Below are 23,162 nucleotides of genomic sequence, written 5' to 3'. Positions count from 1 at the left end.
CCTCCCCACCTAGCGATAGAAGCGAGCTTCCTTCGACAGGACACTGCAGCCAGAGTAAGGCGTTCGCACGAAATCGCGGGCGGCTCAGCGCTCACAAAATAAAGGAACTCACGTTCGCTATTTGCCGGAAAATGATATATCTGAAAAAATAGAGGAACTGAGATGCGCTAAATCGGTGGAAAATGGCAATTGTATAGAGCAAACAGGCAAATAACACATCTGAGTTCCGCTAATTTCCAAAAATGATCGAAATCGGCCCACTTAGCGAACCTCAGTTCCTCTATATTCCCGCTTAAGCTGATAACATCTTACACAAGCGGGCTGCCCCCGCCGTTCAGTCACCGCCACGCAAGTCGGTTAACGCAACGCCTCGGGCATGGATCGGCACTCACCTTCAAGTGACTAAATATCCCCGGCGACACTATCTTTACTGCATTTGCGTACTTTAAGAAACAGGCCGGTCCGCGTATGATGGAATTGAAGATATTTCCTGAGGAGGTTTGGTTATGGAATATGCTTATCTCGGAAAATCGGGACTTAAGGTGAGCAGGCTGTGCCTCGGCACGATGAACTTCGGCGTCGATACCGACGAGAAGGAAGCGTACCGGATTATGGACGCCGCGCTCGACGCCGGAGTCAACTTCTTCGATACGGCCAACGTATACGGCGGCCCGGGAGCCCGCGGCAAAACGGAGGAAATCATCGGTCGCTGGTTCGCCCAGGGCGGCGGACGCCGGGAGAAGGTCGTGCTTGCCACCAAGGTGTACGGCGATATGGAAGATCCGAACGACGGCCCCAACGCGCCGCGCGGGTTATCCGCTTACAAAATCCGCCGCCACCTGGAGGCGTCGCTGCGCCGGCTGCAAACCGACCATATCGAGCTGTACCAAATGCACCATGTCGACCGCAACGTCTCGTGGGACGAATTGTGGAACGCTTTTCAAACCCATATAGCACAAGGTAAAATCAGCTACGTCGGGGCCAGCAATTTCGCCGGACGCGACCTGGTCAAAGCGCAATACGAAGCCAAAGCCCGCCATTTCCTCGGCCTCGTATCCGAGCAGCATAAATACAGCCTGCTCTGCCGCCTGCCGGAGCTCGAAGTGCTCCCCGCCGCCGAAGAGCACGGCATCGGCGTCATCGCCTGGAGCCCGCTCGACGGGGGCCTTCTTGGCGGCAACGCCTTGAACCCGGCGCAGGGTTCAAGAAGCGCGCGCAGCGTGGAGCGGGTGGAGCGGCATCGCGGCCAATTGGAGGCGTTCGGCAAGCTTTGCCGGGAGCTCGGCGAGAGCGAAGCCAACGTGGCGCTCGCCTGGACGCTCGTGCATCCGGCCATGACCGCGCCGATCATCGGCCCCCGCACGCTGGAGCAGTTCCAAAACACGCTGCGCGTCGTGGAGCTGAAGCTGGACGAGGACGTGCTGAAGCGGCTGGACGAGATTTTCCCGGGGCCCGGAGGAGAAGCCCCCAAAGCTTACGCCTGGTAAACGAAACCGCAAACCTTGTCCGAAGCAGAAACGCCAAGCCCATATGTCATGGCTTGGCGTTTTGTCGTTTTTCTCTACCCGGCGACATCTCGCTTCGTAAACAGCGCCCAGGCGACCGCATAAAAAACAACCCAATATATAACGAGCATCGCCACGGAAAACCCGAGCGACATCCCCGGCAGCAGCGGCTTTCCGCCGTAAAAATACGGCTCCAGGTTCGTGTTGGCGAACAGTACGTATTTTACCCAGCTGTACTGCAGCATCGAAAGCACGCCAACCGCCGGCTCCGCAGTAAACATCAGGAACATCGACAAGCCGATGGCCAGCGAGCTGCTGCGGAACGCGGAGGAAATCATAAACGCCAGCGTCACCGACATCAGCGTATCGACAAGCTTAAAGCCGTACCCGGCCGCGATACGTCCGAGTCCGTCATCCGGGCCGGAAACGCCGATTCCGAAAAACAGCAGCCCGATAAAATACGAGCTGACGAACAGCACGGCAAGCAGGGTAACCATAAACAAGATCACGGCGATATATTTGGCCAGCAAAATTTTGCTGCGGCTGGCCGGGCGGATGAGCAGCAGCTTGACCGTTCCCCACGTAAATTCGGAGGCGACGATGTCTCCGGCCACGATCACCGAAAAAATAAACGCCAGCGTGGACAAATGACTGCCCATCGCCATGAAATCAAACGCGCCGCCGGGGGTCATTTTGACGATAAATTTCATCATCACGGCGAATCCGAGCAGGATGACCGGAAGCATAGCGATCATAATCCACGTTCGGGTCCGCAAATAAATTTTCATATTTTCGTTGCGAACAAGCTCCGCCATATTAAACAATGCGATTCCCCCTCGTCACCTCGAGGAACTGATCCTCCAGCGTTTTGGTCATCGTATGGATGGCGAACACCCCGATGCCCGCTCCCACCAGATCGGCGTTCAGCCGCGCGATTTGCCGGCGGGTCAGCCGCACCGTAAACGCGCCTTCGCCGCCGTTCACCTTGCCTCCCGTTGCGGCCTCCGCTATCGTGCAAGCCTGATCAAGCCTGTCCACTTCGAAGCGCACGTCAAGCGCCTCTTCATCCTGCCGCGTTTCCTTGAAGGAACGCACATCGAGCAGCTTGCCGTTTTGAATGATCGCGATGCGGTCGCACATCAGCTCCATTTCGGAAAGCAGATGGCTCGACACGATCACGGCGAGTCCCTCTTCCCGGGCCAGCCCGCGCAAATAGTCGCGCAGCTCGCGGATGCCGGCGGGATCGAGCCCGTTGGTCGGCTCGTCCAAAATAAGCACGGACGGGCGATGCAGCACCGCCTGGGCGACGCCCAGCCGCTGCCTCATGCCGAGCGAGTACGTCTTCACTTTGTCGTGGATGCGCTGCTCCAGTCCGACGAGCCGGACGACTTCATCGATCCTCTCCTTATCTATTCCGCCGGGGATCATCCGGGCAAAATGAATGAGATTTTGGTACCCGGTCATAAACTTGTACAGCTCGGGGTTTTCCACGATCGCTCCGACGTGGAGCATCGCCTGTTCGAACTGCTTTTGCACGCTGAGATCTTTGATCAACACCTCGCCCGAGGTGATCGAGATCAGTCCGACCATCATGCGGATGGTCGTCGTTTTGCCGGCGCCGTTCGGCCCGAGAAAGCCGAATACTTCGCCGGGCATAACTTCGAAGGACAATCCGTCCACGATCGTCCGCGAACCGATCCGCTTTGTTACGCCGTGCAGCCGCACGACCGGAGCTGAATTCATAAGCGAGTCTCCACCTTGTTATTTTATTTCCGCAAAAAAAATCGCGCATGATGCGGTCATACCACTCTCCACATCATGCACGATTATGCCTGCATATTCAAGCTGCGCTGCCTAATAAATCTAAGCCATCCGCTCGTAATATTGAGCGAGCGCCACCATCATGCTGCCCATCCGTTCTTCCTCCGGAGCGACGATGCGCTCGATGCCCTCCTCGCGAAGCGCCTCGGCGGTCACTTTGCCGACCGCAACGGCGACCGTTCCCGTGGCGAACGCTTGGAGAAGCCGATCCGCCGTTCCCTGCTCGCGGGCGTATCTCATAATATACCGCACCTGCGGCGTGCTCGTGAATGTGACCGCATCCACCTCGCCGCCCGCGATTTCCGCGATGAGCCTGTCAAGTATGTCCAGCTCCGGCGGCACGTGCAGGTACGGCAAAATTTCGTAGAATACGGCCCCCTGCTCCTTCAGCCAGTTCACAAGCCGCGGCGCATGATCGCCGTACAGCTGGAGCGCGATGCGCTTGCCTTTGACGTCGTAAGGCTGCAGAGCCCGCAATATGCCGGTGGTCGTCCCGTCATCGTCGCGCACCGCCGGCTCAAGGCCGAGGCTGCGCAAATATTTGACCGTCTTGTAGCCCCGGGCGGCGATGCGGATCGTCTTCAGCTTCTCGATGAAAGCTTCGGCCGCTCCCATCTTCTCCGCAGCGCCGTAAAGCATCTCCGCTCCGACGCCGGTCGTCAGGATGACCCAGTCCGCCCCTTCCTCAAGCAGCCGGCGAATTTGCGCCTCCACCTTCTCCTGTTCGATCGCCACCGTCCCCTGCGCGGGACGGACGAGCGGAATTCCGCCCATTTTTTCCACGATCACGCTCAGCTCCGCCGCCTTTCGCGGCCCCGTTAAAGCAACCCGCTTTCCTTCCAGTCTGCGCACCGGACATACCCCTTCCCCAAAGATGCCAAATTACCAGTTAGTCGATACGAACTCCGTACGTTCCGATTTCAAAGAAAGATAAATATAAAAAACCAACGCTACCAAGAAGTATGGCACATAACAAATGGAGTAAGCAATATTTTTCATATACGTCACCTTTCCTAACATCATATTCTTTATTTGTATATTAGCCGAAAAGTTAACGAATTTCAAGAAAAATATTGCTTATTGTTTGCATAAGATCATTTTATACACGGATAAATACGAATGAAATCGATAAAAAAACATTGATCGTTCGTAAAAATCGGACAACAGTCCATTTCCGCTCCAGTTTTTCATGTTATCTTTTATAACGCGAACTTCATTTTCAGCATAGCCGTTTCTTTGATATGTATCCGGATTGTCGTTCCCGTCCGGCCGGATGCACTCGAATGCAGTGTCATTTTATACTCGCCGCCGAAAAGCATCTTCAAGCGGGAATCGACGTTTTTCATACCGTAGCCGGAGGAGGAAACGGAGGCATTCTCCAGCACATCCGCGTCCAGCAGCCGGAGCTGCTTAGCGAGCTGCTCCGGCTTCATGCCGATGCCGTTATCCCGGATTTCCAGCACGATTTCATCATGCATTTTGCCGCCGGTTACGCTGATCTGTCCCTTGGCCCTTAGCCGCCTTATACCGTGGACGATCGCATTTTCCACCAGAGGCTGCAGCACCAGCTTGCCGATCGGGTATTCCGCAATATCCGGTTCGAGATTCAGCGTAAACTCGAACCGTTCCTCGAAGCGAATTTTTTGGATGCTCAGATAAATCCGGATCATCTCGAACTCCTCATGCAAAGAGATGACTTCCTTTCCCTTGCTTAATATGATCCGGAACAGCTTGGACAAACCGCTGACCATCTCGCTGATTTTGCTTTGCCTGTTTTCCTGCGCCAGCCAATAAATCGAATCGAGCGTGTTGTACAAAAAATGCGGGTTGATTTGATATTCCAACACGCGCAGTTCAAAAATGCGCTTTAGCCGCTGCTCCTCCTTCAGGCTTACGAGAAGCCCCTCGATATGGGAAGCCATCGAATTAAACGTATCCCCGATAATGCGGATTTCGTCGTTTCCTTTCAGCTCGATCCGGGTTCCCCAGCGCTCTTGGCCGAATTTGCGCATAGCCTGGTTTAATTTTCCGAGGCGTGCGGACAGCACCTTCGTTCCCAGGATGGAAATAAACACGGACAAAAACAGGAAAAACACGTACCCGTAATACAGCTCGCGGCGAAACCTGGACGACGTCTCGCTTATATATTCGGCATCCAGCCCGACAAACAGATAGTCCCGTTTTTCCATCTGCATCACGACGGTCCGCCAGGACCGTCCTCTGAATTCAGGCTGCGTCAAATGTCCGTTCAGCGCTGCCATACGGTCCGAAAACAATCGGCCGTGACCTCCGGTCATTTTTTTCTTGTCGTAGATCATCCACGTATTTTCCGCCTGATTCACCAAGCCGAATATCATCTGATCGTAATAGTTATAGGTTTCAAACGAGCTTCTCACCGCCTCCAGCGACAAATTGACAACCACGTAGCCGATCACCTGCCGGGGCTGGTCCACGCCGTATATTTTCCGGGCGATCGTGATCATGTCCGCATTTTTCGTGAGCGCGTCGTTGGTGCTCCAGGCCAGCCCCGATTGGTCCGGTGACGCCACTTCCGCCAGCAGCAGAGAACGGCCCATATCGTTATGATCGAATTGGTAGTTTTCCGAGGTGTTCAAATAAATTTCGCCGCGCCGATCGATTACGGCAATGGAAAAAATATTGTTCCAAACAAGCCTGTACCTGGACAAAATCGAACGCATCGTGTCCTGGCGGATATATTTGTCCCTGAGCGCCAGCCGCTCGTCCGTCGGGGAACCGCTGGCCGGGCCGCTCCCCCCATCCGCACCGGTTTTCAAAATGTGCTGAACGTCGGGTTCGATCAGAATCTGATTCGTGAGCGTCGTCACATCGCTGAAAATCGCCCGGATCTCCCGGCTTGCCGCATGCTCCAGCACATAGAGCGTATTGTCCATTTCCTCCGTTTTTTGTTTGATCTGCTTGTTCATGAGCTGATTGATGATGGCGAGGAGAAGCAAATTGGGAATGACGATGAGAAGGATGAGTTTAACGAAGATTCTCCGGCTTAGCGTACGGTACCAGGAAGTCAAACGCCCGAGCATGTAGTTAAGCGTCATGGCTAAGGCCGTCCTCCTTGTAGGCGGAAGGATTTTTACCGACCCATTTTTTAAAATAGGTGCTGAAATAAAGCGGATTGTCGTACCCGACCCGCTCGGCGATTTCGCATATTTTCAAATCGGTGCCGTGCAAAAGCTCCTTGGCCCGCTCCATTCGCAGGCGCGCCAAAAACTGCATGCACGACAGTCCCGTATGCCGGCGGAACGCCTGGGTCAAATAATTGGGGTGGACTTCCGCCTGGGCGGCAAGCTGCTGCAGGGAGAGCGAGCGGTTCCCGTAGTGGTCGTTCATATGCTTAATCACTTTATCAACCAGCGCGGAGTGCGGTTTGCCGCTGTAAGAAGCGATCTCCTGTGCCCGTTCCTCGGGTTCGCTTCTTATTCGGCGGGAGATGCGCTCTTCCATTCGCCGTAGAGCTGCGGCTACCGAAGATTTTAAGTGGAGGAGGCCGCCGGCTTCCTCCCCGAGCTCCAGGGCGACCGGCACTCCCAGCACGTTTTCGGATAGATCGGGAAACCTCATGACCACACCTAAAGCGTTTTCAAAATTCTCCGGCAAAATGCCGAAGATGAGCGTGTCGATCTCCTTCATCATCGCGAAACCTTTCATTTGCGATAAAACCGCTTCGGAAAACAGCTGCTTCACCGCAACGCCGTAGAGCAAAACATCCCGCTGCGTCAAATCCTGCCCTATCTTAAGCAAGCGGATAACCCCGCCGAGGATCGGATCGTTTAAGGAAAAAGGAAAGCATCCGGCAAAATCGCTCAGCTCCTCCCGGGAAATAAGCCTGCCTTCAAGCAGGTCCGAAAGCAGCTTGTCTCGGATATACAGCGCGGCGTTCGCCGCAAGCTGTTCCCTCCGCAGCAAATCGAGCTGTTTGGAGCGGTTTTTGTCCAGTTCCTCCTTCATGCCGCTTAAAACGGAATAAAGCTCGCCCGTTTCCGCCGGCTTGGTGATGTAACGGCAAACCTTCAAATGAATCGCCTTCTGCGCCAAATGAAATTCTCCGTGGCCGGATAAAATGACGAATTTGATATCCGGATACATAACGCTAACCTGTTCAATGAAATCGAGACCGTCAATGTACTGCATAAAAATATCCGTAATGATCAAATCAGGGAGGATGCTTGCCGTCTTCAGCCATTCCAGAGCGCTTTCGCCGTCATCGGCCGTACCGACGACGCGAAACCCGGCAAACTCTCCGATCGCTCTCGCCAGCCCGTTGCGGATAATCGATTCGTCATCGACAATCATGATATTCATCCGATCCTCTTCCTTCCCCTGCGGTTTTCCGGGCGCAAATGTCCGCCGCCCGGTCTACCTTGAATGCTACAAAATTATGGCTGCAATGCCAACTGAAAACGCACTGCAAGCGGTGCTTGCAGACAAAACAGGCCGGAACGCCGGTTCCAGCCGTTAATCTTTCATCGCACCGCCGGTCAAACCTCCGACGATATATTTTTGCAAGACGATGAAAATCACAATGATCGGAACGGCCGCCATCGTGGCGACAGCCATCAGGTTGTTCCATTCCGTGCCGTATTGTCCGATAAATTTATAAAGTCCCATCGTCAGCGGCCGGATCGATTCTTTGGAGGTCAGCGTCAGGGCGAACAGGAAGTCCCCCCAACCCCAAAGGAAGCTGAAAGCGCCCACCGTCATAAGTCCCGGCCTGACCAGAGGCAGCACGATCCGCCAGAACGCGCTGAATTTATTGCTTCCGTCGATCAGTGCAGCTTCCTCCAGCCCCCCCGGCACCGAAAGAAAGTAAGGCCTCAACACCAATATGGCAAACGGCAGCGAATGCGTCGTATTGGCTGTGATCAGCGCCGTAAAGCTGTTGATCAGCTGCATTTTGGAAAAAACGATAAACAGTGGCATCGCCAGCATGATACTCGGCAGCATCTGGGTGGCGAGCAGCAAAATCAGGATGGCCGCCTTTCCCCTTATCGGCAGCCGGGCGAGTCCGTAAGCCGCCGGCGCGGCGAGCAGCAGCGTCAAGGCCATCGTTCCGGCTGCGATAATAAAGCTGTTGGCCATATACCCGAGCATCGAGCGGTTTTTGATAAAATTGTCGATGTAGGAGCGGAAGGTCAACTGCTGCGGGATATAGTGGGGAGGGTTGGCAAACAGCTCCCCCATCGGCTTAAGCGACGTGACGATCATCCAATAGACGGGAAACAAAAACAGAAGCGTCAGGATAACGGCGATGCATGCCGTGATGTAATCTTTGCGGTCGTACGTTTGTTTTTCCTTCATAGCCGCTCCTCCTTCCGCGTGAGCCACAGGTAGACCGCCGCAAATGCGATCAGCACCCCGAACATGACGCTGGACACCGCCGCGCCGAGGCTGAATTCAAAGTTGACGAAAGCCAGCCGGTACGCATACATCGGGAACACTGTCGAAGCGTTAACGGGCCCTCCCCCGGTCATAATGAAAATCAGGTCGAACACCTTAAACGTATAAATGATCCCCAACATGAGGAGCACCAAAATCGTCGGCCTAAGCAGCGGCAAGGTGATGCTCGCGAACTGGCGCAGCCTTCCCGCCCCGTCGATTTTGGCCGCTTCGTACAGATGGTCCGGCATCGCCTGCAGCCCGGACAGCAGGATGACCATATTAAACGGGATGCCCACCCATATATTCGCAGCGACGGTTCCCCAAAGCGCCGTTTTTTCTTCCGTGAGCCAAAACACCGGTTTATCGAGAATGCCTGCGGACTGCAAAATATGGTTGAAAACGCCGTGATCGCCGGACAGCATCCATTTGAACAAGGTCGCCGTAATGACGATGGGCATCATCCAGGACAGCAGCATGACCGAACGCAGGATGTCCCTTCCGGGAAATTTCCGGTTGAAAAACAAAGCCAGCACAAATCCGAGCAAAAATTGCGCGGCGATGCTGCCTCCGGTAAACACCGCCGAGTTTTTGAAGGAAATTCCGAATAATTCGTCCTTAAATACTGCGCTATAGTTGCTCCAACCGACAAACTCATGCGCGCCCTTCAGGTTCTGGAGGGTAACGTTCTGAAAGCTGAGCAGCAGGTTGTACACGATCGGAAACACCAGAAAACAAACCATAAACAGCACACCCGGCAGCACAAACATATAATTGCTCAAGTGGCCCGGCCGGAATCGTTTGACCGGCCTGTCTTTCGCCGCTTCGGCCGCATGAGCCGCGGAATTGGTTACCATAGACCTCCCCCATTTCGGCAAAATCGGGAGAAGACATCGAGATCTCCTCCCGCCGGCGCTTTATTGCAAGAGCGGTTTTATTTTCGCATCGGTTTCTTTGACGGCATCTTCCGGCGATTTGTACCCGGACAGCACCTGCTGAAGCATCTCCTGCACGGCATCGGAAATTTTCGGATAATTGGGGCCGTATGCCCTCGCCTTGGCTACGTCCATCGTATCGGCGAATATTTTCATTAATTTGTCTTCCTGCCAGATCGGGTCCTTGATCAGATCTTTCCGGCTCGGCAGCCGTCCCGCCGCCTTCAGAAACGCCTTCAAATATTCCGGCTGCTGGGCGAATTTGACGATATCCCAAGCTACGTCCTTGTGTTTTGTCGTCGAAGTGATCGCCCAATTTTCCCCGCCCAAAATCGTGCCTCCCTGCTTGTTCACCGGAAGCGGCACAATGCCCCATTTGAATTTGGCGTCCTTCTGCAGCGGCGGAATTTGCCACGTTCCGTTGACCATCATCGCCACGTTGCCGGCAACGAACTGAAGCATCGTCGCCTGTTGATCCTGCCCTATCACCTCTTTGGACATCGATCCGTTGTCAATCATCTCTTTCCACAGCTTGACCGCTTCGACCGTGCCCGGACTGTTGAAGTTTGTCAAATCGGCCCCGGCCTGCCAGACAAAGGGGAGGAACTGAAAGGTCCCCTGCTCGTTTCGAATGGCGGAAGCGGCGAATCCGTACACGCCCGGCTTGGTCAGCTTCTTTGCGGCATCCTTCAGCTCGTTCCAGTTGGTTGGCGGCTTGACGCCTGCCGCATTCAGCATATCCTCGTTGTAAAACAAGGCCAGATTATTGCTGCTGTTCGGGATGCCGTAATTTTTGTCCTTATACACCGTGGACGACCAGGGACCTTTGTAATATTGGTCCGCTTGCCCCCACTCCTTGACCTCCTGCGTAATATCGGCGAGCACGCCGGCGGCGGCAAACGCCTGATGATCCGGGTTGTCCAGCCATACGATATCGGGCAGCTGACCCGCGGCGGAGCCGAGCAGCAGCTTGTTTTTCAAATCTCCGAACGGTACGTACGTTCTTTCGATCTTTACGTTCGGGTGCGACTTCTGGTAATCGTCGATCACTTTGTTCAAGGCGCCGACCATCGCATCGGAATTCATGTAATCCCACCAGGTGACCGTGATCTGCTCGGCCGCGGATTTGCCTGAGGGCTGCGCCTTATCCCCGGGCGGCGCAGACGATTCGGGCGCGCAGGCGGACGTCGTCAGCAGGGCAAGAGCCGACGCGATGAGGCTTAGCTTTTTAACCAAAACAATCCCTCCTTGGTATCGAAAACCTCTTCAGATTCAATTTCGCTTAGTTGAAGCGTTTACAGTACCAACTATAAAACAAGAGGAATATGTTGGAAATCAATAAAGTTAAGCCGCCACATGAAAATTCTTAATATTGGACGGCATTTCGCACAACAAAAAAGTCCTTGGTATGCAAGGACTTCCTCTTTACAGCATCCGCTTAAAGCTTCTTTGATTTATTTATCTGATTTCCCGGGGCCTTTGCTTTCTTCTTTTATCGGGATGACCCAGTCCACATTGGTGTATCGCCGGTCCACTACCGTGCGGATCAATTGCAGCCGGTCCGGTATTTGGGTAAGACCAGCGGCACGAAATTGGTATAAACCTCCCTGCATCGGTCCACCCATGAGGATGTGCCCTTCCTTCCAGCTCGAAGCCTCCGTTGTCGAAGCACCTCGCTTGCTGACCGTGTAGGTACGGCCATCCGGGGTTTTTAATATCCATTCGCTGAAACGATCTTCATTCCGCAGCCTCCCGTCAAAATGCAAGGCGCCTTCGGTCTCTTTGCTGTTCGTATCGGGCGGTGACTTCACAGTAAAGTCCCGTAACATCAGTTCATCGCCGTCGAAGCGGAAAGGCACGGGCCGCTCCTTCAGATGCAATGGCTCGAATTGAACCGACGCATCGTCGCGCTCCGAAACGAAATAGCCGTCAAATATGAATTTGTAGGGACTGTCCTGCGGCAAATATTTGAACGTATAACTCCAATGCATTAGCCCTGTTTTGTCGCCGGGGATACCGGATTGCGTCATCAGGCTGTCTTTAGACGGCGATTTTCTTGTATTGACACTATGAATTTCCTCTCCCTGCATATCCTCAAAGTGAAAGCTTAACCCCTGCTGCTTCCACAACTCTCCGGGGGAGCGGGCCAGCGCCTCCTCGCTTAGCTCCGTATCCATCTCCAGGCGAACGCCCTGCACCATCCGGGTCAGCCGCTTCAATCGAACCGTCATGCCGTCCGGGGTAGTATAGCTGCCCGCCAGCGAAGTAACGACCGTTTGTTTCTTGGCTTCTTTCATATCGACGGCGAACGAAAAGCTCCAATCGCCTTGTATAGAGGGTATATTGCGCATTTTATCACCAAGCCGCACAAGATGCCCTTCGATCGTAATCCGGTCGGCTTGCAGAGGTTCGGGGAAAAACGCCACGAGATAATAAAAATCGTTGGTCCTTCCCATATCGTACATCCTGCCGACAACTTCCCCGCGGTCATCCTTGATGAAAATGCCGTTCCCATCGGTTAAAACAAGCCGGTCTCTGTCATGCTTTCCGCCCGGTCCGAACAACTGCAGCGCGACGATGACACGTGTCGGATCCGCCGCCGCTTCATCGATTTTCACCGTATAACCTTTGTCCTTGACCATAATATTCGGATGCTCGACCAAGCCGAACTCCTGCATCCTCAGCAACCCGACGTCTGCGTTTTCCCGCGTAAAAAGCGACCGGATCGTATCGGCCAGCGTCGGCACGGCGTACAATATCGCCGCCCCTGCAATCAGGAGCAGCGAAACGGCTCCAAGTGCGAGCTTCCAAAAGCTCGCGCCTTTAGAAAGAGGCCCGGCCGTTCCTTCGGCGGCGCGCCGATTTTCTCCCAAGCTATCGGACTCGTCGCAGTTTGGTTCCTGTTCCGTGAGAATTGCTGCGGAACCCCCAACCTGCACCTGCGATGTTTCCGGCGTCGCCCCTGCCTCCTTCCCGGCCTCCCGATCTTCCAACGCCAGCATCGCCATCACCTTGGCGGTAAACGAATCAGGCAGAGTTTCCTCAAACAGCTGCCGCGACAAGATTTCCTGCTCCTCGAGCCGCTTCCTGTAAAGGGTCAGGCAGCGGGGACAGAAGTCGATATGCAGTGCCTTTTGCTGCTTTTGAGGCGAGGGGGTTTCCAGTATATAATCTTCCATTTCATCCGCGCTAAGGCATCGCATTGGTTATCGCCTCCCCGGTTGTCATAAGCTGCTTCAATCTTTTTTTGGCGCGGTAAAGATCGTTTTGAACTTTGATCAAAGGAACATTAAGCACTTCGCTCATCTCTTCATAACTCAAATCGTTCGTGTAACGGAGCAGCAGAACAATCCGGTAATTAGGCGGCAGGTTTTGCAGCAGAACGTGGAGCTCCCTCCGATGCTCCTCCCGCAGCAGAGCATCCTCGGGACCGTCGCGGGGCGAAAGCTCGGGAAATGAGCCCGCCGGCCCGTCGCTGCGGCGTTTTTTTCGCTGAAGATCCTTCAGCATGTTGGCGGCAATCGCGTAAATCCAAGCGGCAAACCGCTTCCCCGGATCGTGCGAAGCCAGCTTGCGATACGCTCTAATAAAGGTTTCTTGAGTCAAATCTTGGGCATCCTGATCGTCCGCCCCCATCCCCCGCAAAAGCCCGTAAATTTTATTTTTGTACCGGTTCACCAGAAAAGCGTAATCTTCCTTATGCCCTTCCAGCACTCGGCGTATCCATTCTCTCTCGTCATCGCGCTCATTTCGCTCGATAAATTCCTCCACCTGCCGGGCCTCCTTGAATTCTATACAGTATAGACGAAAATCATCGGCGAATCTCTCACATGGAATCCAAAAAATCCATACAATCCGATTTCGATATAAAAACGGCAACCGGTTCAAGTATGGCCGGCTGCCGTTGTGAGAATTTTTCAGGAAATATTCAGTATGTTAGGAGCAGCTGCTGCTGCGCCATGTGCGACCCACTATCCGCACGCGATCCCGGATGATCTAAGGGGTATTTTTTTCACTCTCCAGATGCCGCACGCAATCGTATAACAAATATTCCCACTTTTTGCCGTTTCGCACAACGGTCGTAACCGAAGTATTTCGCAGATGATCGCCGGTCGATTCGTCCCGTATCAATTCTTTGAGCGTCTGGCCGAGAAAATACCCGTGGGTAACCACGAGTATTTTTTTGCCCGGATACTGGTTGATCATATCGCTCACAACGCTCATGCCGCGCACCCGAAGCGATTGATCGGTCTCCTCGCCAAGATCGAGCTCTCTCCAGTTCGGTCCCCACTTCGCAACGCGTTCTTCTTCTATGGTGTCTACGATCTGGCCGCGGTCCTTTTCGCGAAGCCGAATATCGAACCGTTCGATCGGCAGTCGGATCGCTTCGGAAATAATTTCCGCCGTTTGACGCGCCCGCAGCAAATCACTGGAGACGAGAACGTCCCATGCCTCCTCCGACAGCCGTTTTGCAACGGCCGCCGCCTCCCGCAAGCCCGTTTCGTTAAGCGGATTATGAAGGTGGCCCTGCGCCCGGTTCTCCACATTGTGATTCGTATTCCCATGTCTGACAAAGGTGATGTGATCCATACCCATAAGCCCCCTTCCGCTCACGCCTGCGAATGCTCAAGCCAACGACAGGCAGTACATCCCGATTTCATAACCGGTCTTTGCCAGCGTATCCTTGATGGATTCCGGCAACCGGTCGAACTCATTGTGAGTCTCGAACGAGAAGTCCCCTTCATACCCGATTTCGGTCAGCACCGGCATAATAGCAGCCCAATCGACATTGCCGTGAAACGGAAACATATGCTCGTCTTCCTGTCCGTAATTGTCGTTTACGTGAGTCGATTTCAGCCGCCCGCCGAGCGTGCGAAGCGCAAAACGTTGATCCTTGTACAAGAAATTGCCGTGCCCGAAATCCCAGCATGCGCCGACGGCGCGGTCATTATAGGCGTCAACCAGCGCGGCCAGCTCGCCGGCATGACTGCAAAACCGCCGTTTCGAAGAAGCGCGTTCGATCATATTTTCGAAAGCAACTCCGACATTATGTTTAATCGCGAGCTCCACCACGGGAGCGAAATGCTCGAAGTTTGCCTTTATATTCGCTTCGAGGTCGAATGCCGCTTCGGTCTTTTTCGCTTCGATCGGATGCAAAGCGGCCCACTTGACGCCGAGAATGGAGCTTGCAATAATGGATCGTTCCATCATTTCACGGTACAGTTGCCGTTTGTCAGCCGGATGATCCTCGGGATGTCCGGGCAAAAACACAGGGTGCGATTGCGAAAATTCGATACCAAGCGATTCGGCCTCGTTACGAATTTCATACATTTGCTTCTCCCAATCATCCTTCACAAGCTCCGTCTTTCCAAAAATCGCATGGCAAAAACTTACGTCGAGCACTTGAAAGCCTGCAGTTCTGCAGCGCCGCATGGATTCGCTAATAGGAGTATACCCTCCATCCAATCTCCTGCCGAAAAAACTCGTCATCGTCGATAATCTCACGTTTTACCTTCTCCTTTATTTTGGCGTTAACGCTTTTTTACCGTGTCCCGGACGACAAGAGAAGGTGCAAGCGTAAGCCTTACCGTCTTCGCCTTCCGCCGGGATATCCGATTTAATAATATGCGGAGCGCTTCCTCTCCCATTCGCTCCTTATTGATATCGATCGTCGTGAGCGCAGGAACGGAATGCTCGGTAAGCACCGATTGCTCGTATCCGATGATCGAAATATCTTCGGGGATGCGCACCTTGCGTTCGTATAAATAACGCATGGCTCCGACCGCGATCCCGTCGTTTGCCGCGAAGACGGCATCCATGCGGGCGCCGGATTCCCACAACACCTGCATCGCCTTGTATCCGGACGCTCCCGTATAGTCACAGTATTTGACCGTATCCGCCCGAAGCGGCAAACCGGCTTCATCCAACGCCTTGCGAATGCCTTCCAGCTTCTTCTGAGCCACCGGGCTCGTTTCGGGTCCGAGTATAAACACGATATGCCGATGCCCGGTCTCCAGCAAATGCCTTGTCCCTTTATACATGGCGTCCAGCACGTCGGGAGCGACGGAATCGATGCCCGGATAGTTTCTCCCTACGATAACAGCCGGGATATTTCGCTCTTGAACGCGTTTTATAAACTCATCACCAAACAGTCCTCCCACAATAAACACACCGTCGACACGGTTGTTTTTCAGAAGAGAAGGCAGTTCCGCGTTCGCATCGAGAGCGGAAAATCTTTCGCTGAGCAGGCCGAAATCGGTTTGCTTCATGCCGGATGAGATGCCGTTAAACGTGTCGTACAGCAGCGTTTCCGTAACGGCATCGAATCGATAGGACTTGTTCGTTGTATTATCCGTCAAAAATACGAGGCCCAGAATATGCTTAATCTTCGTGGTCAACTCGCGAGCCGCCATATTAGGAACATAGCCGAGTTTACGGATCGCCTCCAGCACGCGGATTCTCGTTTCAAGCTTCACCGAGTCACTGTTGTTCATGACCAGCGATACCGTGCTTTTGGATACATTCGCTTCCTTGGCCACGTCCATTATGGTTACCGCCATAAGATCACCTCTCTATTAACCGGGCTTCTATTTTTTCAGCTTCTGGTATGCTTCGTTGACTTCCTTCGTGATTTTATCTCCTCCGGCGGCATTCCAGCGCTTTACATAATTGTCCCATTCGGTTTGGACGTCCCAGCTTCCGGTTATCGCTTTAATAAAAAACTCGTCCTCTATCTTTTTGACATCGGCGCCGAATTCACTGTAGCTTTGAATGATCGTGCCGGCCGGGATCAGTTGGTCGGTCGTTTTATAGCTCTTTTGGATATTCGCCTGAACTGCGGCTTCATTGCCGAAGCTCAGCTTGAACTGCTCCTCATTCCGATTGTTGACGATAAAAAATTTGATGCCTGTTTCCGCTTGTTTTTCGTTCGAAGCATACTCTTTGGTCAGCTCCGCCATACCTTCGCCGTTCACGGTAAAATGAACGCCTTCCTTGCCTCTCCATACCAGGTTATGAACGTCCTTATCGACAAGCTGGGCATCGAGAATTTGCAAAATCTTTTTCAGCTTCGCATCCGAGGTGTCTTTACCGACAACCATATACCGCCATACGCTGGACTGCTTCTCGAACACCGCGTCTTTGCCGTCCGGTCCTTTCAAAGGCGGCAAGTAATCCGTCGTCGCTTGCGGATTTTTCTTGAAGGTAAGCGCAAACCAGTCGCTCGGCCTGTACTTGGGCATCATAGCGGTCCAGCCGGCCGTTCTCATGCCCACGAACCCGTCCGAAAACAAAGCATCCTGGTCCTTTACGGTAACATCCGGATAAATGTATCCGCTCTTGTATAAGTCGGCCAAGTAGGCAATCAGGCTTTTGTAGTTTTGGCTCACCTGCGCCCGAATCAGGCTGCCGTTCTTGTCTTTGACCCAAGAATCGTCTTTGACCGTTCCGCCCGGCAGTGAAATGCCAAATGCCGCTGCCAGTGTATAAATATTGGAGTAACCTGTGGACAAAGAAAATGCGTAAGTGTCATTTTTTCCGTCGCCGTCCGGATCCTTCGTCGTGAACAGCTTGGCTACTTCCTTGAACTCCTCCAGATTCGTAGGCATATTAGCCCCTACCTTCTTGAGCCAGTCCGTTCTTACCGCCGTAAAAGGGAACAGTTCTCGCGTCCCTTCCGGCAGAGCGAGCAGTTGACCGTTTTTGTAAACGGACATTTGCTCAAGCTGCGGATAATTTTCAAGCGTCGATTTCCATAGGTTAGGAGCTGCTTGTTTGATCATATCGACCGGAATCGTTCTCCCCGCCCCTTGATCGAGAATTTTCCCGATGCTGTTCGCCCCGACGAGCATATGATCGGGCACCTCGCCCGAGGCGAGCAGCATGCTCAGCTCCTGGTCTTTAGCCGAGTCGGCTTTTACAGGCAAAAGTTTCACATTGAAGCGTTTATTCAATTCTTGAACAATATAAGCGTCTTCCCCGGGATACATTCCCGCCGTTCCGTTGCCCAGCCATTTGATTTCCAATGGTTTGTCGCCTTCAGCTGCCGACTTGTCGGAATTTTTCGCTGCGGACTGGCTGCCTCCGCATCCGGTCACGGCAATCGCCGCGGACAGCAGGATCGATAAAGCCGGTATTGCCTTTTTTGTTTCCATCATCATCTCGAATCTCCTCCTGGACAAGTAAAAGTCATATTATCCTTTCAAGGAACCAATAAGGACACCTTTGATAAAATATTTTTGCAAAAACGGGTACATCAGAATGACCGGCCCGATCGTTACAAGAACCGTCGCAGCCTCTACCGTTTTCGTAACGACCCCTTCGTCGCCTTGCAGGCTGTCCGTAATCCCCTCATTGTTATGCTCGATGAGCACTCTCCGCAAAAGCAGCTGAAGCACCACGTTCCGATTCGACCGCGTGTAAATCATCGCATCAAACCAGGAATTCCAGTGTGCCACGGCCTCCCACAAAGCGACTGTCGCGAAAATCGGCATAGATAGCGGAATAACGATCCTCAAAAGGATGGTAAAGAAACCTGCCCCGTCTACAAGCGCCGATTCCTCCAGCGACTCGGGAAGCGACATGATAAAATTTCGCATGATCAAAATTTGAAACGTGCTGAGCAGCGTCGGGATGATCAGCGCCCAGATCGTATCGAGCAGACCAAGGCTTTTGATGAGCAGGAAATTCGGCACAAGACCGCCGCTGAAAAACATCGGAATCAAGTAATAAACCGTAAATGCGTTGCGGGCGGGCAGCATCTTTTTGGCCAACGGATAAGCCGTAAGAAAACATAAAAATACGGTGATCGAAGTTCCGACGACGGTACGAAAGATCGAATTGAAGTATCCATAGACTATCAGCTTCGATTCGAACACCATCCGATAAGCTTCGAGAGTAAACCCTCGCGGAATCAGCTTTAGACCGATTTTTGACGCCTCTACGGCAGGACTGACGGAAACAATGAGCAGCTCCCAAAACGGGTAGATCATTAAAAAAGCAATGAACGCCAAAAAACTGTAATTGAAAACCTGAAAGCCGGCTTCGCCTGTCGACGTTTTTCTGTACAGCATAATTTCCTCCAATCCGTGTTATCAGGAGATTGTCGATCAAATATCGGCAGTCTCACCAAATGCCGTATCCACTGATACGTTTCGTAATTTTGCTGGCGAAGATCAGAAGGAGAAGGCCGACGACATTTTTGAATAAACTGATTGCGGTGGAATAGCTGAAATTAAAATCGATCAGACCTACCCGGTATGCATAAGTATCGAAAATATCGGCGACGCCGTAAACGGTCGGATTATAAAGATTGACGATGCCGTCGAAGCCCGCATCCATCATATTTCCGATCCGCAGGATGAACATCATGACGATGACGGGCGCAAGCGCGGGAAGAGTGATGCTGACCGCCTGACGCAGCCTTCCCGCTCCGTCGATTTCCGCCGCCTCGTACATATCCTGATCGATTCCGGATATAGCCGCCAAATAAACGATGCTGCCCCATCCGGCTTCCTTCCAAATATCCGCCGCAATAACGATTCCCCTGAACAGTTCCGGGATCATCATGAACTTGATCGGTTCGACTCCCATAAGCCCCAAGACGTAGTTGACCACGCCATTTGTCGGGGAAAGCACCGTTTGGATCAATCCGCCAATCACCACCCAGGAGATAAAGTGAGGCAGGTACGTAACCGTTTGAATCGCCTTTTTGAACCTTTCATGGCGAACCTCATTCAATAAGAGCGCTAATAGGATGGGTGCGGGAAACACAAAGATCAGCTTATATGTACTGATGATCAGCGTATTCTTGAGCAGCGTGAAAAACTGGCTGTTCGTAAAAAGTCTCTCGAAATACTTAAACCCGGCCCAGTCGCTCTCCATAATTCCCAACATCGGTTTATAGTCTTTAAAAGCAACAATGACCCCGTACATGGGAACATACTTAAAAATAAAAAACCAAACAAACGAAGGCAGCAGCAAAAGCAAAAGCCCTTTGTATTTGATGCAGCGTTTCAAAAACCGATTCCATTTTCGCAGCTTGACCGCATCGACTTGGGAAGCGTTTTGATTCAGAATGGATACCCTCCTATGGACGATTTTCCGGACCCATTTTTGGAACGTTCCAAAAATGCAGCGGATTAACCCCGAACAGTGATTTTCACCTCCTGAATTTGGAATAATTTGGTGATAATTGCAGTATTTCCACATAATTTTCGGGCAATTTTACGTCAACGGCGACAAAATTCGCTGCTGATTTACTAGACAAGGGACATTTTAAACCGGTTTTATTAACGGGGTGTTGTCTTCATTTGAAGAGATCGTAAACTTGGGCACTAAAAAAAAAGGAAGACCCGCTTGTTAAACAGCAGATCTTCCTTACCCAATCAACAGCCGAGTTCCTGTGAATGCAAGCCATTCGTCCAGCACGATATCCTTCGTCTGCAACCATCCGATGACAAATCCCCTATTGAACCTCTCACGACTAAAGTCGCGAGATTCCTGCGCTAAACGCTCCAACGAGCGAAGGTAAGCAGGCTACCCCCGTAGTCCCTACGGTTGGCGTAACGATCTACGCTGAAAATAGTCTTTTGCCTTCGGCAAGAATGTTTCGACTTGCGTTTATATCCCTTTGATGATGTTCATGGCACGAAGGGCACGTCCAGTCACGAAGATTTAGGTTTTTAACCTCTTTGTTTTGGTATCCGCAACTAGAGCACAACTGAGAAGATGCGAATGTTTTTCCAACGACTACTAATTTTTTTCCATACCATTTCGCCTTGTACTCTAACATCGTTCTGAATTGATACCAAGACACTTCGCTAATCGCTTTTGCTAACTTATGGTGCTGCATCATATTCGAAACTTGCAAGTCTTCCATCGCAATCATGTCGTGGTTTTTGACAATCTGCGTTGAAATTTTGTGTAAGTAATCGGTACGAGCAGCCGCAATCCCTTCATGGATACAAGCAACCTTGACCCGTTGTTTGTTCCAATTGGATGAACCTTTTTTACATCTGGAAAGCTTGCGTTGTTCACGGGCTAATTTATGCTCCATCTTGCGAAGGAATTTCGGATTCGCAAACACTTCACCAGTAGAAAGGGTCGCAAAGTCTTTTAATCCAACATCGATTCCCACTTCCTTGTTTGTTTTTGACCATGCTTGTATCTCCGTCTCTACCAACAAGGAAACGAAATATTTTCCAGAAGGATTCCGTCTAATGGTTGCGTTCACAACTCGTCCTTCCACTTCTCTTGATTTCGCAAAACGAACAAATCCCAATTTAGGTAACTTGATCTTATTTCCTGCGACAGCAATATTTCCATTTGTATATTTGGTTGTATAGGATTGCACTTTGTTTTTCTTGCTTTTGAATCGTGGAGCATCGTTTTGCTTCTTAAAAAATCGGGTGTACGCATCGGCAAGGTTCTTTACGGACGATTGAATCGCTATGCTGTCCACTTCTTTTAGCCATGTAAATTCGGATTTTAATGTTGGTAATTCAGCGGAACAGGCACTGTATGTTAATCCGTTGCCCGTTTCCTTGTATACTTCATTCCACTTCGCTAAGAAATGATTGAAAACGAATCGACTGCATCCAAGCGTTTTAGCGATTAGCGTGATTTGTTCTTGGCTCGGAAAGATACGAAATTTGTAAGCTTTATGAATTTGTATGGTTTTCGCCACCTTTCTGATTTTGAATATACTGTCGAATTTGCGCTTCGGTATGTTCGCTTACGGTTGCTACAAAATAAGAGGGATTCCACATGTTCCCTCCCCAGAGCTTCTTCTTTAATTGTGGAAACTCTTTGAATAGAAGATTTGCTGAAACACCTTTAAGAGCCTTGATTACGCTCGGAATAGAATGTTGTGGAGTACAGTCCACCAAAAGATGAATATGGTCAAGATCGCTTTCGATCTCGATGGTAATCCCATTGTCCGAAGCAATTTTATGTAATATTTCCTTGAGCCGTTTATCTACATGGTCAGACAATACCTTATGCCTGTACTTCACACACCATACGATGTGGTATTGAATAGAGTAGACGTACCCTCGTCCATGTTTAACTTCTGACATCATTGTCCACCTCTTAACCCGAGGATAACATATGTCAATAGATTTTGTGAAGATATCCTAATACTTATTTGTCTTTTTCTTATATTACATCGTAACATGTGTTGGATGTAAAACGCACCAAAATTGGGGTACATCACATCCGAAGCCGATTCATCTCATGACTAAAGTCACAAGTATTCTCGGCTGAATCATAAACCGGAAAAACTATTCTGCTTGATAGCTTGAAAAAGGCCGTCCGTTCGATCATAGCGGCCTTGTACGTTTTTTTTGCCGCTAAACCAACCGCACCGCAGCGGTAATGATGAGAACTACAGCGATGATGGCCGCAAACGGAATCGCCGCGCTGCCGAGAGCTCTCCATGCGGAAAAGCCGTGCACTTCTCCAAGGCATTTCAGAAAAATGACGATCGCCCAAATGGAGATCACCGCCTGAACCACGCTGATGAGCATAAACAATCCAAACAAGAGAGGGCTTGCTTCCAGCGTCGGGGAACCTTTCATAAACGCTTCCTTGCCGAGCACCAGCAGCTGAGGAATCCACAGAATGCCCGCGCACAGAATCGGCACATTGGACCAGGCCAGCGCGGCCCGCACTTCCTCGGAAGCGGCTGTTCCGCCAAGCAGCTTACCGCACCATCGCAAAACCGCCGCAGCTATGTACAAGCCAATCGGGCCGAACACGGCGCCGCCCACAAGCGCAAGCAGCAGGATGCCGGGCAAACCCATCGTTTCCCCCATATTTTTGGAAGCGGCTCGATCTAACGTTTGAATGAACCCTCCCGCCATGGAAAGCACGATCACGTGCCGGGTCGGGTTGTTATCGACGATCGTACGAATCGTTTGCCTGGGGCGGGTCCATATCGTTTTCCACGGATTAAAAGTTTGCTCCGAATCCATCATGCAGGATCACGTCCCATCTTCGTATTAATTGTAAAAATGGTCGGATCGTCTTTTCGGCCGTCGTTCCATGAGAGTGTATTCTCCGTTGTACGAAAATACCTTCCGGAAGAATAAAAAGCGGCAGCTTGGATACATTACCTTCTAGGCATTTTCATCCATATCGCATGAAGGAGAGATACGAACAATGGCATCCGATCCGGCGGCCGAAGCGCTGCAAAACAATTATCGCAAAGTGACGGACAACCGTTATGACATTTCCGACTACGAAAGCACGGACGAAACGTCCCGAGGTCATGCGGAGACCCACGAGCAGATGAGCGACGCGTATTTTGCAGGAACAAGCGACGGCGTAGTTCAGCGCGCGGAAGGGGAAGTGCATCTAACGGACGAGAATTTCGACGAGGATAACCAGGAATAGCGCTGCATGGAAAAAGGAGCGGCGGCCCGTCAGGCCGACCCGCTCCTTTTGTTGTTATTTGGGAAATTTTGTGCGGCAAATTTCCGCTACCGAG

The 23,162-nt window shown here is 51.9% G+C and carries 21 protein-coding genes; 2 read left to right on the top strand and 19 right to left on the bottom strand.

The genetic code is table 11. The annotated features are described in order from the left end of the window. The first annotated feature begins 506 nt into the window (after window positions 1-506). Complete coding sequence (locus MYS68_RS34635) at window positions 507-1,487, top strand: aldo/keto reductase (protein ID WP_248930096.1); 981 nt, start codon at window positions 507-509, stop codon at window positions 1,485-1,487. A 74-nt stretch (window positions 1,488-1,561) separates the two neighbouring features. Here the strand turns inward: MYS68_RS34635 and MYS68_RS34630 are convergent, their stop codons facing one another. The 19 genes from MYS68_RS34630 to MYS68_RS34540 form a co-directional block, all read right to left on the bottom strand. After that, the gene (locus tag MYS68_RS34630; protein WP_248931110.1) at window positions 1,562-2,320 is read right to left on the bottom strand and encodes an ABC transporter permease; all 759 of its coding nucleotides are present in this window, start codon (window positions 2,318-2,320) and stop codon (window positions 1,562-1,564) included. Window position 2,321: 1 nt separating this feature from the next. Then, window positions 2,322-3,248 (bottom strand): ABC transporter ATP-binding protein, encoded by a 927-nt coding sequence (locus MYS68_RS34625; protein ID WP_248930095.1) that lies wholly within the window; start codon window positions 3,246-3,248, stop codon window positions 2,322-2,324. 120 nt (window positions 3,249-3,368) lie between these two features. After that, entirely contained in the window at window positions 3,369-4,178 is an 810-nt protein-coding gene (locus tag MYS68_RS34620) for a uroporphyrinogen-III synthase (RefSeq protein ID WP_248930094.1), read from the bottom strand. Between the two features lie 347 nt (window positions 4,179-4,525). Further along, window positions 4,526-6,400, bottom strand: coding sequence for a sensor histidine kinase (locus MYS68_RS34615; RefSeq protein ID WP_248930093.1), 1,875 nt, complete (start codon window positions 6,398-6,400; stop codon window positions 4,526-4,528). After that, window positions 6,390-7,664 carry a response regulator gene (locus tag MYS68_RS34610; RefSeq protein ID WP_248930092.1) on the bottom strand — a complete coding sequence of 425 codons (1,275 nt, stop codon included), beginning with the start codon at window positions 7,662-7,664 and terminating at the stop codon, window positions 6,390-6,392. Before MYS68_RS34610 ends, MYS68_RS34615 begins: the two co-directional genes overlap by 11 nt. Before the next feature lie 153 nt (window positions 7,665-7,817). Then, window positions 7,818-8,660, bottom strand: coding sequence for a carbohydrate ABC transporter permease (locus tag MYS68_RS34605; RefSeq protein WP_248930091.1), 843 nt, complete (start codon window positions 8,658-8,660; stop codon window positions 7,818-7,820). Next, window positions 8,657-9,595, bottom strand: a complete 939-nt coding sequence (locus MYS68_RS34600) for a carbohydrate ABC transporter permease (RefSeq protein WP_248930090.1) — start codon at window positions 9,593-9,595, stop codon at window positions 8,657-8,659. The genes MYS68_RS34605 and MYS68_RS34600 overlap by 4 nt, the downstream gene beginning before the upstream one ends. Before the next feature lie 60 nt (window positions 9,596-9,655). After that, window positions 9,656-10,909 (bottom strand): ABC transporter substrate-binding protein, encoded by a 1,254-nt coding sequence (locus tag MYS68_RS34595; protein ID WP_248930089.1) that lies wholly within the window; start codon window positions 10,907-10,909, stop codon window positions 9,656-9,658. Between the two features lie 218 nt (window positions 10,910-11,127). Then, complete coding sequence (locus MYS68_RS34590; RefSeq protein ID WP_248930088.1) at window positions 11,128-12,876, bottom strand: DUF4179 domain-containing protein; 1,749 nt, start codon at window positions 12,874-12,876, stop codon at window positions 11,128-11,130. After that, window positions 12,863-13,444: an RNA polymerase sigma factor gene (locus MYS68_RS34585; protein WP_248930087.1), complete on the bottom strand. Its 582-nt coding sequence runs from the start codon at window positions 13,442-13,444 to the stop codon at window positions 12,863-12,865. Before MYS68_RS34585 ends, MYS68_RS34590 begins: the two co-directional genes overlap by 14 nt. Window positions 13,445-13,669: 225 nt before the next feature. Beyond that, window positions 13,670-14,263: a histidine phosphatase family protein gene (locus tag MYS68_RS34580; RefSeq protein ID WP_248930086.1), complete on the bottom strand. Its 594-nt coding sequence runs from the start codon at window positions 14,261-14,263 to the stop codon at window positions 13,670-13,672. Between the two features lie 36 nt (window positions 14,264-14,299). Further along, window positions 14,300-15,178: a sugar phosphate isomerase/epimerase family protein gene (locus tag MYS68_RS34575; protein WP_248930085.1), complete on the bottom strand. Its 879-nt coding sequence runs from the start codon at window positions 15,176-15,178 to the stop codon at window positions 14,300-14,302. Window positions 15,179-15,204: 26 nt separating this feature from the next. Further along, window positions 15,205-16,233, bottom strand: a complete 1,029-nt coding sequence (locus MYS68_RS34570; protein ID WP_248930084.1) for a LacI family DNA-binding transcriptional regulator — start codon at window positions 16,231-16,233, stop codon at window positions 15,205-15,207. Between the two features lie 27 nt (window positions 16,234-16,260). Continuing rightward, window positions 16,261-17,832, bottom strand: a complete 1,572-nt coding sequence (locus tag MYS68_RS34565) for a type 2 periplasmic-binding domain-containing protein (protein ID WP_248930083.1) — start codon at window positions 17,830-17,832, stop codon at window positions 16,261-16,263. Window positions 17,833-17,865: 33 nt separating this feature from the next. Next, window positions 17,866-18,744 (bottom strand): carbohydrate ABC transporter permease, encoded by an 879-nt coding sequence (locus tag MYS68_RS34560; protein ID WP_248930082.1) that lies wholly within the window; start codon window positions 18,742-18,744, stop codon window positions 17,866-17,868. Window positions 18,745-18,796: 52 nt separating this feature from the next. Continuing rightward, window positions 18,797-19,690: an ABC transporter permease gene (locus MYS68_RS34555; RefSeq protein ID WP_248930081.1), complete on the bottom strand. Its 894-nt coding sequence runs from the start codon at window positions 19,688-19,690 to the stop codon at window positions 18,797-18,799. Window positions 19,691-20,243: 553 nt separating this feature from the next. Then, the gene (gene tnpB / locus MYS68_RS34550; protein WP_248931109.1) at window positions 20,244-21,347 is read right to left on the bottom strand and encodes an IS200/IS605 family element RNA-guided endonuclease TnpB; all 1,104 of its coding nucleotides are present in this window, start codon (window positions 21,345-21,347) and stop codon (window positions 20,244-20,246) included. Next, complete coding sequence (gene tnpA / locus MYS68_RS34545) at window positions 21,334-21,750, bottom strand: IS200/IS605 family transposase (protein WP_248931108.1); 417 nt, start codon at window positions 21,748-21,750, stop codon at window positions 21,334-21,336. The genes tnpB and tnpA overlap by 14 nt, the downstream gene beginning before the upstream one ends. Before the next feature lie 273 nt (window positions 21,751-22,023). Next, on the bottom strand, window positions 22,024-22,650 hold the full coding sequence (locus MYS68_RS34540) for a Yip1 family protein (protein WP_248930080.1): 627 nt from the start codon (window positions 22,648-22,650) through the stop codon (window positions 22,024-22,026). Between the two features lie 184 nt (window positions 22,651-22,834). Here MYS68_RS34540 and MYS68_RS34535 point away from each other — a divergent pair, with 184 nt between their 5' ends. After that, a complete protein-coding gene (locus tag MYS68_RS34535; protein ID WP_248930079.1) occupies window positions 22,835-23,068 on the top strand; it encodes a YozQ family protein in 234 nt (77 codons plus the stop codon). The last annotated feature ends 94 nt before the right edge of the window (window positions 23,069-23,162 follow it).

This window comes from Paenibacillus hamazuiensis (genome assembly GCF_023276405.1).
GTDB classification, from domain to species: domain Bacteria; phylum Bacillota; class Bacilli; order Paenibacillales; family NBRC-103111; genus Paenibacillus_AF; species Paenibacillus_AF hamazuiensis.
This window is presented reverse-complemented; position numbering and strand designations above follow the sequence as displayed.

What these genes read in the sequence shown, in the direction of transcription:
- MYS68_RS34605 (WP_248930091.1), bottom strand. Translation starts at nt 8,660, where the DNA reads ATGAAGGAAAAACAAACGTACGACCGCAAAGATTACATCACGGCATGC.
- tnpA (WP_248931108.1), bottom strand. Translation starts at nt 21,750, where the DNA reads ATGTCAGAAGTTAAACATGGACGAGGGTACGTCTACTCTATTCAATAC.
- MYS68_RS34580 (WP_248930086.1), bottom strand. Translation starts at nt 14,263, where the DNA reads ATGGATCACATCACCTTTGTCAGACATGGGAATACGAATCACAATGTG.
- MYS68_RS34600 (WP_248930090.1), bottom strand. Translation starts at nt 9,595, where the DNA reads ATGGTAACCAATTCCGCGGCTCATGCGGCCGAAGCGGCGAAAGACAGG.
- MYS68_RS34635 (WP_248930096.1), top strand. Translation starts at nt 507, where the DNA reads ATGGAATATGCTTATCTCGGAAAATCGGGACTTAAGGTGAGCAGGCTG.
- MYS68_RS34630 (WP_248931110.1), bottom strand. Translation starts at nt 2,320, where the DNA reads ATGGCGGAGCTTGTTCGCAACGAAAATATGAAAATTTATTTGCGGACC.
- MYS68_RS34590 (WP_248930088.1), bottom strand. Translation starts at nt 12,876, where the DNA reads ATGCGATGCCTTAGCGCGGATGAAATGGAAGATTATATACTGGAAACC.
- MYS68_RS34615 (WP_248930093.1), bottom strand. Translation starts at nt 6,400, where the DNA reads ATGACGCTTAACTACATGCTCGGGCGTTTGACTTCCTGGTACCGTACG.
- MYS68_RS34565 (WP_248930083.1), bottom strand. Translation starts at nt 17,832, where the DNA reads ATGATGATGGAAACAAAAAAGGCAATACCGGCTTTATCGATCCTGCTG.
- MYS68_RS34560 (WP_248930082.1), bottom strand. Translation starts at nt 18,744, where the DNA reads ATGCTGTACAGAAAAACGTCGACAGGCGAAGCCGGCTTTCAGGTTTTC.
- MYS68_RS34625 (WP_248930095.1), bottom strand. Translation starts at nt 3,248, where the DNA reads ATGAATTCAGCTCCGGTCGTGCGGCTGCACGGCGTAACAAAGCGGATC.
- MYS68_RS34540 (WP_248930080.1), bottom strand. Translation starts at nt 22,650, where the DNA reads ATGATGGATTCGGAGCAAACTTTTAATCCGTGGAAAACGATATGGACC.
- MYS68_RS34535 (WP_248930079.1), top strand. Translation starts at nt 22,835, where the DNA reads ATGGCATCCGATCCGGCGGCCGAAGCGCTGCAAAACAATTATCGCAAA.
- MYS68_RS34570 (WP_248930084.1), bottom strand. Translation starts at nt 16,233, where the DNA reads ATGGCGGTAACCATAATGGACGTGGCCAAGGAAGCGAATGTATCCAAA.
- MYS68_RS34610 (WP_248930092.1), bottom strand. Translation starts at nt 7,664, where the DNA reads ATGAATATCATGATTGTCGATGACGAATCGATTATCCGCAACGGGCTG.